Origin of the sequence: Microcystis sp. M_QC_C_20170808_M3Col, assembly GCF_007095505.1 — a bacterium.
GTDB lineage: Bacteria > Cyanobacteriota > Cyanobacteriia > Cyanobacteriales > Microcystaceae > Microcystis.
Genome location: NZ_SFBY01000413.1, coordinates 1 through 10,458 on the forward strand (window position 1 = coordinate 1; position 10,458 = coordinate 10,458).

The window sequence follows — 10,458 nt, forward strand, 5'->3', positions numbered from 1 at the left end:
ATGACAATAAGTTATGACTTAGAAACTAATCAACAACTAAAGCTTATGCTTGTAGCTAAGTGAAATCATTGATTAAGAGACCTGTACTTTTCAATAACTTTTTCAGCAAACCCTAATTATCTCCTCCGGTAGCGACATTTTTAAATCTTTCTTGGGCAGCGGAAAAAGCCTCTTTCATCACCCTTTGAATCCTTTTAGGATCGGGTTTTTTACCCCCCATTAAATCGCCAAAATAGACACAAGCGCCCTCTCCTAGGGCCCAGGTATAGGCAGCGGACCAAGAAGCGGCGATGACACTGCCAAAGCCGGGGATAAATTTCACCAATTCCCGACCGATGGCCTGGGCCAAAAAGCCGCCAGCGATCGCACTGACGACTCCGCCGGCTTGGGATGGGGTTAACACTTGACCGTATAATTTGCCTAAAACCCCCACCATTGACACTTGTAGGGCGGTTAACACGGGCATAGTCGCTAAGGGTAAGGGAATCGCCGCCAAGGTCGCCGCTATGACGGAAAAGGCTAACATATAGCGTCGCGCCACGTCCCGATAGAGATTGCCTAATTTATTGCTGGTTTCCCGATCTAAAAGTTGGTGGATGGTGTTAGCCTCGGCTTTTGGCAATAAATCGGCTAAATTGTCTCTAAATGCCTCTAAACCGTAAAAAACAGGGTTGTAACCGTCTTCCTCTAGGGTGAAATCGATTAGCACAGAATTATCATATAAATCCTTAAAAGTTTCTTTAATTTCTTGATAGGTGCGATTGATATCCTCGCAATCGGGAGGATAAGGGGGATGATCGGCGGTATTAGGAGGATAAAGCTGATGAAGGCAGGTGACAGCCAGTAAACAGGGTATTTTAGGGTATTTTTGCCGCAGTTGTTTGGTAATTTCCAGGAGGCTATCGGTGGCAAAATCATTAATTTTTACCGTCACGATAAAAACCTGGGCGCATCCCGTATTTTCGGCTAAATCTGCTAATAATTCCGCGATTACCGTGTCTGTGTGTTGATAGGCATCCCCTAACCCCACCGTATCGGTAAAAATCAACAGGGGTAAGTCTTCCGCGGGGTAGGTGTAGCGCTGGGTGTTTTGGGTGTGGGGACGGAAACCTTGCCCGACGATTTCCGCCGAAACTCCCGTTATTCCCCGAATAATCGAACTTTTTCCCGTTTGGGGTTTGCCGATTAACAGCGCCTCGGTGGTGGGTAATTCTTGACGGACTTTTTCTAAAATTTCCGCCACTTGATTGTCACTAACACTAAACCACTGGAGGACAGTATTAGTCAACTGGTCGATGGGGAGTCTTTTCATCACTTCCCCCGTGAGACTATTCCAAGTATTGACCAAAGAATCAATGGGCAGTTTATTAGTCATGGGGATTAGAAGGGTTTATGATAACTAAAATAGAGATTTTCAGCAATAGAATCAGACGATGACAAAAGCCGCAATTAGTCCGCAAGATTTATCATGGCCTTTTTGGCCAATTGTACCACTTTATCCCTACGGTCAAAGACGGACAATTCGCCAAGAAGTGGTGAAAGATACGCTCTGGACATTTGAGCAATTGCAGGGTATTTTTTATGTGGTCGTGCCGATTCGCATGACGGTAATTAAGTTAGCATCTGGGGGTTTATTTGTTTATGCACCAGTGGCCCCGACTCCTGAATGTATTCGCTTAATGCGTGAGTTGGAAAGTCAACACGGGGAAGTTAAATATATTATTTTGCCGACGATTTCTGGGATTGAACATAAGGTTTTTGTCGGTCCTTTTGCCCGTTATTTTCCTAAGGCTATAGTTTATGTTGCTCCTAATCAATGGAGTTTTCCTCTTAATTTACCTTTGAGTTGGTTGGGTTTACCGGCAAAACGAACAGAAATTTTACCTGCTGACTCGGCAACCACTCCTTTAGGAAAGGATTTTAGTTATGAAATTTTACCCGCAATTGATCTGAATGTGGGATACTTCTCGGAAGTGGCTTTTTTTCATCACTACTCTCAAACTCTGCTGCTGACCGATGGAATTATTTCTATCCCAGAAAATCCTCCCGCTATTTTAGAATTAGACCCCTATCCTCTCCTGTTTCACGCTAAAAATAGTGCTAAGGATTTGGTGGAGAATACCCCAGAAAATCGCCGTCGGGGTTGGCAAAGAATTTGTCTTTTTGCTCTTTATTTTCAACCTCCGGTTTTAGCTGTTCCCAATTGGATTAAGGTCTTTCGAGATGCTTTTACTGCTAAGGAAAAGAGTAAAAAAGCCTATTTTGGTTTATTCCCTTTTCAATGGGGTGATGATTGGCAAAGGACTTTTTTAAATTTGCGTCGAGAGGGGAGGTTAATAGTAGCACCCATTTTGCAAACCTTGATTCTTAATCGCACTACTGACGAGGTTAGTCAATGGGTTGATAGAATTTCCCAATGGCCGATTAAACAGGTTATTCCTTGTCATTTTGCTAGTCCGATTCAAGCTGATAGTCAAGAGTTTCAGCAGGCTTTTTCTTTCTTGTTAAAAGATTCTTATTTACCTAAAGATGACTTGGAATGTTTAGAAAGTATTGATAGTTTTTTAGTGCGCTGGCGATTGACTCCTCCTCCCGATAAAAAATTGTAATTTATGGCTAAGAACTGCTATAATGTATGCGGTTGTTAGTTGATTGCTAATCAAGGTCATGCAAATTCCCGAAAATCCCAGTAATGATGACATCAGAGCGGCGTTGATTCAATTGCGAGAAGAACTTGGTCAAAAAGTTGACCGCTTAGAATATAAATTTGATGCCTATCAAAAAGGTACAGACGGTATGGTGAGAATGGCTACTACTATCATCATTGCCACCGCTTCTGTGGTAGTTTTATCTAGTCTTAGTCCTGCGGTGACAGCAATTATCACCGCTTTATATTCTGCTAATGCTCATTAGACCTCTTGTAAAAATCAAAAATTGTTGTTAGGGTTAGGAGTCAGTAGCCAGTAGTCAGTAGTCAGGAGAATTAAGAATGAATAATAATCAATTAAATGGTCTATTTACATATTTTAGGCAATAATCCTTATTTTTGCCGTTTTTGAACCCTCAAAAATTAATTATGCAAGAGGTTTATTAGTTACTTTATCGCTCAATTCTGGTGTGTTACTATCTTTCCTGAATTTTTACCCGTTTGTTTAATTGATTCATAGTCAAGGAAATCCCCAGATTAAAGAATAAATAGGTTGCCATAACTACTATTAACATTTCTACAGCTTTTCCTGTCTGATTAGCGATGGTACTAGAGATAGCATAAATATCATTATAACCAATAGCGATCGCTAAACTAGAGTTTTTAACAAGGTTTAAACATTCATTAGTTAAAGGAGGAATAATCACTGGCAAAGCTTGGGGAAAAATCACTAATCTCATCACTAATAAAGGTTTTAATCCCAAGGCTTTAGCTGCTTCCCATTGTCCCCGATTAACCGATTGAATTCCCCCCCGTACTGTTTCCGCGATAAAGGCAGCTGTATAAACAGTTAAACCGATTAAGAGGGTGGCAAACTCAGAAGAAAGATGTAAACCAAAGTCAATATTTTGATTAATAGGATTAACTTGGGGACTTTGCCATTGTAAACCCCAGATTAGAGGAAATATAACTAGGATTAGTAGGCTAGTTAGACATAAACTAAGTTTATTTTTTAGATATAAAAATACTGAGAAAATTATTCCTAAAGCAATGATAGCTAAGGCTAACCATGTCCTGAAACTATTAGCGGGGAAAGGTAAATATACTCCTGAGTTATTTAAAAATACACTGCCAAAGAACTCTAGAGAGTCCTCAATTTTAGGCAGTTTCAGAAATACCGCAAAATACCAGAAAAATAATTGTAATAATAGAGGAGTATTGCGAATAGTTTCCACATAAATTGTTGCCAACTGACGAATTAACCAATTATCCGACAAGCGACCTAACCCGATGACTATTCCCAGACTAATCGCCAAAAATATGCCAGTAATCATAATGCGGAGGGAATTAACTAATCCCACCAAAAGAGCGCGAAAATAGGTATCGGTGGGACTGTAGGGAATAGGAGAGTCACCAATCGCAAAAGAAGCTGGTCGGTCAGGATCAAAGAGAAAGCCAAAGCCAAAACTTAAGCGTAAGCGTTGGAAATTAATCACTAAATTGTGGCCAAAAAACCAGAAAATTAGGCAGACAATTAGCAGGATAATTACCTGTAGAAAAATCTTCTGAAATCGCTCATCGTACCAAAAAGAATTTTTTTGAGGTAAAGTCATAAGTAGTCGTGCAAAATAAATTTCTTGGTTAGGATAGGCACTCATGCAAAAGGCAAAAGGTAAGAGGCAAGAGGTGGTTAGATATGTGTAATTAATTTTGCGCGCGGTACTTAACAAAAGAAATCGGTGACTTTTGGCCACCGATTGAGAAAATCAACAAATATTTAGATAACTCCGAGACGGGAGAGACCGAGGATAACACCGGCGCCGAGGACATGACCAAAACTGGTAGTACCCAGTAAAGCGCCTAATCCCATACCACCGAATAAAGCGGGGGAAGGTAAAGCAGGACCGACATTTTGTTGTTGAATAGTCGCTTTACCGAAAGCAATAGCGAGAATATTGCAGATAATCATGACAATCGCCACTTTGGGACTCCATTCGTTGGAACCTTGTACGGCGGTGGCGGCCATTAATAGGGTTGAATACATTGAAATTCTCCTGAACAGGTCGTTTTAAGTTTTTAATCTTAAAGGTAGTTTTCACCCCACATCACTCCCTGTTGCAATACTTAATAATCAAAAGCACAGGAGTCAACGATACGGCCGATTCGTCTTCACTTCTGAACTACTCGCTTAGTACAAATTTAAGTTTAAGCCTACTTCTTTAGCGAAGACGGCTAATCCTTTCTTTTCAATGGTTTTGATAGCTTTGGTGGAGATGCGTAGTTTTACCCAACGGTTGCCTTCCGACCACCAGACTCTTTTCCATTGTAGGTTAGCTTCTTGTAATTTTTTGGTGCGACGGTGGGAGTGGGACACCGCATAGGCGTTATTGGCCTTTTTCCCCGTCATAGTACAGACTCTAGACATAATTTACTCCTGTGCGATCGATGTTTGTCAATAGTCAACCTTTCTAGTTTAACTCAAATCTCGCCAGAAGTCCCCCCTTCCCCCTGGGTGAAGTGAACGGAGATAAATTTAACAGCAAGTGGGGGGATTAAGAAGTTGATTAAACTGGTTCACTGCTCAGACAATTTCGACAATTGCATCAAAGGTAATGGTGAGAATATTGTCAACAAATTTAGTTGTAATTTGTTACTGAATAGAAACTATTTTAATAAGTTTTAAATAGTTTCTAGCATTCTGGTTAATTCATTTTTATTTTTCCACAATTTAACTTGACAATTTTGGTATATTTTTGCGATAAAAGGAGCTTGATTACCTTGGGTTATTCTCTCGATTTTATCGATTGTTTCCACAAAAATATTAACCATTGTTTGACGAGGTAAGTTACCAGAAACTAGAACAAATACTTGAGCCTGATAACGGGCTATCTGTTGAACTTCTAAAATATTTCTACCAATGTTTACATCTTTAGTTAATACTATCCATCCTCTTTGACTAACAATAGGTAGCCACTGCGTATCTGGTGCATCTGGGGCAAAATGAGCATGATGAAATTCAATCTTAACCCCTATTTTTTGCAAAGCTTCACCGATAGACTTTCCTAAAGCACGGTCTATAAAATAGGTGTATTGATAGGTCATACTGCTTGCCAATTGGACTCGAATAAAATCGCTTTTTCAATTTGCCAACGTTGACAATTATAATCATTGGCAATATCTTCTATAGAGTCCCCCGCATCATAAAGTTCTGTGACAATTTTAGTGGGAATTCCTGTTCCTTTGATAGTGGGTTTTCCGAAGGAAATATTCGGGTCTATCATGAGGACTTTATCAGTGAAGTCTTCCCCCTTTAGGTTGATAGTGGGAAAAAGCCGTGTGGCGATATCTTGTTCATCCCATTCAATACAAGTTAAGAGATTATTTAATACTTGTTTCATCGCTAATTGTCCCGAACGGGAGGCATTAATTAAATGTTCAAATTGTTCGATAAAAAGGTCAATTCCATCGGTACTAAATTGTTTTTGAACTAGAGGATGATCGGTGTTAAATTGTTCACTAATATAGTCTAGGGTAAGTCTAACTTTATCGAGAGGGATGTTATGAACGGTGCGAATGACTCTTAAAACGTGCGCTTCCACTAAGTTAGTAAAGGAAAGTTGGGGAATATTCGGATTAGGTCGTTGAATGAGGGGTAAAAACTCTTTTTGTCCTTTTTTGGTGGGGTAGGTGCGTCCCTTTACCCAGGTTCTCAGAGTGGGTAAAGGAATATGGAGATAGCGCGCAGTATCGGCTATAGTATAGGTGGGAACATGATAGAGATGCTCTAGAGATAAGGGAGATGACACTTTGACCATCGTTAATATTTTGGTGAAGTTGTTGGGATGAGATTATCGCCTATCGATTATCTCATTTTAGCTAATTTTGGTATCCTTGAGGATAGGGATAAAGTAGGGTACATCTCATTTTTGTAAATCTAGCAAGTTGGGATTTTTACGGGAAAACTCTCTGATAAAATCGGGCATTACTTCCGATTTTATTAGTCAATCCAAGCTTTTGGGGGGTTCTACCCCCCAAACCCCCCGTTGGGGGCGTGGCGCCGCCCCCAAACCCCCCGCGCATTAGCTTTTCGGTGGGATGCTTACAGGCGGCTGCTGATATATCTGTGATAATTTAAGAATCACTGATAATTGCTGATTGTCGGTATTTCTGCAAATGTCAGATGCACCCATAAAGTAGAATGAGCGCATCTCAGGGGACATTGAAAGCAAATGAGGTTATATTTTATCTATAGAAGAACGTTTATAGGCTGCACCGATAATGACTAATTCACTGCCAAAATATCTAGAGGAAATCACTGGCATTTATCAACAGGGTAACGCCACAGAACACAGTTATCGTCCTGCTTTAAAAAAATTAATTGAATCCCTAAATAATAACCTACAAGCTCTCAATGAACCGAAAAGGATTGCTTGTGGCGCTCCGGATTTTGTGATTAATCAGGGTATGGTAGAAATTGGTCATCTGGAAGCAAAAGATATCGGAACTTCTCTCAAAAAGGTTGAAAATACTCCCCAAATAAAACGTTATTTACAGGCTTTGGGTAACTTAATTATCACCGATCATTTAGAATTTCGTTGGTATGTATCGGGAGAATTGCGTCTATCAGCTTCCGTGGCAACTCTTAATCAAAAAAAGCAAATTAAACCTGATTCCCAGGGTATTTTGCAAGTAGAACAAATGTTCTGTCATTTTTTTCTCTCGAAAGTTATTCAGATAACAACACCGCGAGAATTAGCGAAAAAAATGGCCGCTTTAGCGCAGTTAATTCGGGATGCGATCGCACAAGCTTTGAAAGATCAAGATTGCGGGGGAATGCTGCGGCAACAATTGCAATCTTTTCAACGAGTTTTAATTAGTGATCTCAACGAAGCGCAGTTTGCCGATATGTATGGACAAACAATTTGTTATGGTTTATTTGCGGCGCGCTGTAATACGGATCAAATCAGTTCTTTTTCCCGGGAAACGGCAGGATTTCGACTGCCAAAAACTAACCCTTTTTTGCGGGGAATTTTTCATCAAATCGCTGGTACAGAATTAGATGAGCGGATTACTTGGGCCGTGGATACTCTAGCCACTATTTTACAACAAACGGACATGGAGGGGATTCTGGGCAGCTTTGGAAAACGCACCCGCAAGGAGGACCCTGTAGTTCACTTTTATGAGACTTTTTTAGCCGAATACGATAGTAAAATGCGTGAGTCTAGGGGGGTTTATTATACCCCTGAACCCGTGGTTTCTTACATGGTTCGCAGTGTGGACTATATTCTGAAAAATAAGTTTCAGATTCCTAAAGGTTTGGCCGATGCCAAAAAAATTACGATTAAAAATCCTAATAATAGCCAAGAAACTCAGGAAGTTCACCAAGTTTTAATTCTGGATCCTGCTGTGGGAACCGGCACTTTTTTACACTCTGTTATCGATTATATCTATGAGAGTTTTCGTCAACAAAAAGGGATGTGGTCAAGTTATGTTAGTAAACATTTATTACCGCGTCTCTTTGGGTTTGAGTTACTGATGGCTCCCTACACCGTAGCACACATGAAGTTAGGTTTACAACTTCAGGAATTAGGCTATGATTTTAGTGCCGATGAACGCTTAGGAATCTATCTCACCAACACCCTACAGGAAGCTTTTCAAATTCCCCCTGCTGATGGTTTTTTAAATCGTATTCGCGATGAAGCAGAGTCAGCGCAAGGTGTTAAGCAAGAACATCCTGTTATGGTGATTATTGGTAATCCTCCCTACTCTGGACATTCGGTAAATACAGGAGAATGGATTAAGGAATTATTGAAGGGAAAAGATATTATTTCTGGAGGAAAAACTGCTAGTTATTTTGAGGTAGATAGTCAACCTTTAGGCGAAAAAAATCCCAAATGGTTAAATGATGATTATGTCAAATTTATTCGCTTTGGTCAATGGCGCATCGAGAAAACTGGTTACGGAATTTTAGCTTTTGTTACTAATCATGGTTATTTAGATAACCCAACTTTTCGGGGAATGCGTCAAAGTTTATTAAAAACTTTTGATGATATTTATATCCTCGATTTACACGGTAATAGTAAGAAAAAAGAAGTTTGTCCCGATGGTTCAACCGATCAAAATGTGTTTGATATTCAGCAAGGTGTAGCTATTGGTATTTTTATTAAGTATCAAGATAGTCAGCAAGATTTAGCGAAGGTTTATCATGCTGATTTATGGGGCAAAAGAGAGATGATTGAGAATCAAGTTATTATCGGTGGTAAGTATCACTGGTTAGATGAAAATGATATTAGTTCAACTGCTTGGCAAGAATTACAACCTGATTCTCCTTTTTATCTATTTAAACCTCAGAATATTAATCTGCGCTCGGAATATGATCAATTTTGTAAAATTACTGAAATTATGCCAGTTAATAGTGTTGGTATCGTCACAGCTAGAGATAGTTTAACTATTCAATGGAGTGAACAAGAAATTTGGGATATTGTCAATGATTTTATCAATCTCAGTCCAGAAGAAGCTAGAATAAAGTATAATTTAGGTCAAGATTCTAGGGACTGGAAAGTTAATTTAGCACAAAAAGATATTAAGCAATCAAATTTATCTAAGGATAAATTAACTCCTATTTTATACAGACCTTTTGACAAAAGATATACATACTATACGGGTAATTCAAGGGGCTTTCATTGTATGCCAAGAAGTAATGTTATGTATAACCTAAAATATCAACAAAATTATGCACTAATTACCTCTAGGATGACTAAAGGAGAAAGTTTTAATCATGTTCAAATATCAGAAAATATTGTTGAAGTGATTTGTCTCTCTCCCAAAACATCAAATAATGGCTTTGTTTTCCCCCTTTATCTTTACCCAACCAATACCCCAACTTTATTTGAAACAGAACCAACCAACTCGCCAAATGGTCGCCGTCCCAATCTAGCACCAGAATTTATTAAGGAACTTTCCGCAAAGCTTGGCTTAGAATTTATCAGTGATGGCAAAGGAGACAAAAAGAAAACCTTTGGACCGGAAGACATTTTTAACTATATTTATGCCGTCTTTCACTCTCCCCAATATCGCCAACGTTACGCCGAATTTTTAAAAATAGACTTTCCTCGTGTTCCTCTCACCAGTAATAAAGAATTATTCTGGGAATTAGTCAAAAAAGGTGACAGATTAGTGCAGTTACACCTGATGAAAGGGACAGGAAAAGAAATTAGTAGCTATCCCGTGGCGGGTTCTAATCTAGTTGAACAGGTGAAATATGACGAAAATAAACAACAAATTTCGATTAATTCTGACCAGTATTTTGCGGGGATTCCGCCGCAAATTTGGAACTTTTATATCGGCGGTTATCAAGTGTGTCAGAAGTGGCTAAAAGACCGCAAAGGTCGCCACCTTAGCTACGATGACCTAGAACATTATCAACAAATTATCTCCATTTTGGGAGAATCGATCGCAATTATGGAAACTATAGATATAATTATCAATAAATATGGTGGTTTCCCCTTTAGTTAACCGACGCTTGAGAGAACATTAACCTAATTTTTGCCCACTGGCAAGAGTCCCTTTTCACCTATAAATGATTCTCCACTCTCAAGGATGCTCTCTTATTCTTTGTGTCCTCTGTGTCTGGAGTGGTTCCTTCCACTCGCTCGCCAGCAGGACTGTATCAACGAAAATAAACAACAAATTTTGGCTCTTCGTTACCCTTTATGCTAAATCAACAGACAAGATGCCAAGACAACATACTTCTAACCCAAAAATTCCGAAAGTTTCTAAAGCCATAGGCTCTCCGTTTTATTAGTTTAAGT

The 10,458-nt window shown here is 39.4% G+C and carries 9 protein-coding genes; 3 read left to right on the top strand and 6 right to left on the bottom strand.

What is annotated here, in order from left to right; genetic code table 11:
* Positions 1–112: 112 nt before the first annotated feature.
* The gene (locus tag EWV84_RS18915) at positions 113–1,375 is read right to left on the bottom strand and encodes a YcjF family protein (RefSeq protein ID WP_287079324.1); all 1,263 of its coding nucleotides are present in this window, start codon (positions 1,373–1,375) and stop codon (positions 113–115) included.
* Positions 1,376–1,433: 58 nt separating this feature from the next.
* On the opposite strand from EWV84_RS18915, the gene EWV84_RS18920 reads away from it, so the two are divergent.
* Positions 1,434–2,609: a DUF4336 domain-containing protein gene (locus EWV84_RS18920; RefSeq protein ID WP_287079326.1), complete on the top strand. Its 1,176-nt coding sequence runs from the start codon at positions 1,434–1,436 to the stop codon at positions 2,607–2,609.
* Positions 2,610–2,667: 58 nt separating this feature from the next.
* Entirely contained in the window at positions 2,668–2,913 is a 246-nt protein-coding gene (locus EWV84_RS18925; RefSeq protein WP_002732005.1) for a ssr2422 family thylakoid membrane protein, read from the top strand.
* Between the two features lie 210 nt (positions 2,914–3,123).
* Here the strand turns inward: EWV84_RS18925 and EWV84_RS18930 are convergent, their stop codons facing one another.
* The 5 genes from EWV84_RS18930 to EWV84_RS18950 form a co-directional block, all read right to left on the bottom strand.
* The gene (locus tag EWV84_RS18930) at positions 3,124–4,260 is read right to left on the bottom strand and encodes an amino acid ABC transporter permease (RefSeq protein WP_287079328.1); all 1,137 of its coding nucleotides are present in this window, start codon (positions 4,258–4,260) and stop codon (positions 3,124–3,126) included.
* Between the two features lie 164 nt (positions 4,261–4,424).
* Positions 4,425–4,691 carry a photosystem I reaction center subunit PsaK gene (psaK, locus tag EWV84_RS18935; RefSeq protein WP_287079330.1) on the bottom strand — a complete coding sequence of 89 codons (267 nt, stop codon included), beginning with the start codon at positions 4,689–4,691 and terminating at the stop codon, positions 4,425–4,427.
* Positions 4,692–4,835: 144 nt separating this feature from the next.
* Positions 4,836–5,072 carry a 50S ribosomal protein L28 gene (gene rpmB / locus EWV84_RS18940; RefSeq protein WP_002775299.1) on the bottom strand — a complete coding sequence of 79 codons (237 nt, stop codon included), beginning with the start codon at positions 5,070–5,072 and terminating at the stop codon, positions 4,836–4,838.
* Between the two features lie 254 nt (positions 5,073–5,326).
* Positions 5,327–5,749, bottom strand: coding sequence for a PIN-like domain-containing protein (locus EWV84_RS18945; protein ID WP_004157910.1), 423 nt, complete (start codon positions 5,747–5,749; stop codon positions 5,327–5,329).
* The gene (locus EWV84_RS18950) at positions 5,746–6,462 is read right to left on the bottom strand and encodes a DUF433 domain-containing protein (protein ID WP_287079334.1); all 717 of its coding nucleotides are present in this window, start codon (positions 6,460–6,462) and stop codon (positions 5,746–5,748) included. The genes EWV84_RS18945 and EWV84_RS18950 overlap by 4 nt, the downstream gene beginning before the upstream one ends.
* Before the next feature lie 463 nt (positions 6,463–6,925).
* Between EWV84_RS18950 and EWV84_RS18955 the strand changes: the two genes are divergently transcribed.
* Positions 6,926–10,162 (top strand): type ISP restriction/modification enzyme, encoded by a 3,237-nt coding sequence (locus tag EWV84_RS18955; protein ID WP_287079336.1) that lies wholly within the window; start codon positions 6,926–6,928, stop codon positions 10,160–10,162.
* The last annotated feature ends 296 nt before the right edge of the window (positions 10,163–10,458 follow it).